We start from the raw sequence: 609 nt of genomic DNA, 5'->3' as shown, positions 1-609 counted from the left end.
CGTAGCCCGGCAGCTCTACCTGAAGCGCGGAAACACTCGATCCTGTGGTTGCATTCGAGCAGCAATGATTGGCAACCGCAGCCGCACCCACGGGCTCACTGAATCCGCTGAATACAACATCTGGCACGGCATGCGGGGCCGATGCAGCCAGCCAGACAACAAGAGCTACGCTCGCTACGGCGGCCGCGGCATTCGCGTGTGCGACCGATGGCAGCAGTCGTTCGAGGCGTTCCTTGCGGACGTTGGACCGCGCCCATCTCCGGCGCACTCCATCGACCGTATCGACAGCAATGGCCACTACGAGCCCGGTAACGTGCGATGGGCGACGCCGCTGGTGCAAGGGCAGAACACTCGTCGAGTCCGACACCTCTCGACCGACCGTGGTGACAGCACGATCCCGCAGGTCGCCCAGGCCAATGGCCTCAACAGGACGATCGTCTACAAGCGATTGCGTCGTGGATGGGACCTTCATCGCGCACTCACCGAACCTTCGCGGTCCTCTCGAAGTCTGAAGAACACGTGACCGCCTAGAGTGACGGTCGGCGTTCGCCCAACCGCCCACACGGGCGTTCTTCCGCCAAGCATGGCCGCCGGCGCGTAGTAGTGGTC

At 63.5% G+C, this 609-nt stretch carries 1 pseudogene; it reads left to right on the top strand.

The annotated features are described in order from the left end of the window. Positions 1 to 523 (top strand): annotated as a pseudogene (locus Q0C41_RS31230) (hypothetical protein); the annotation flags it as partial. Between the last annotated feature and the right edge of the window lie 86 nt (positions 524 to 609).

This window comes from Luteitalea sp., assembly GCF_022842525.1.
Lineage (GTDB): Bacteria > Acidobacteriota > Vicinamibacteria > Vicinamibacterales > Vicinamibacteraceae > Luteitalea.
This window is presented reverse-complemented; position numbering and strand designations above follow the sequence as displayed.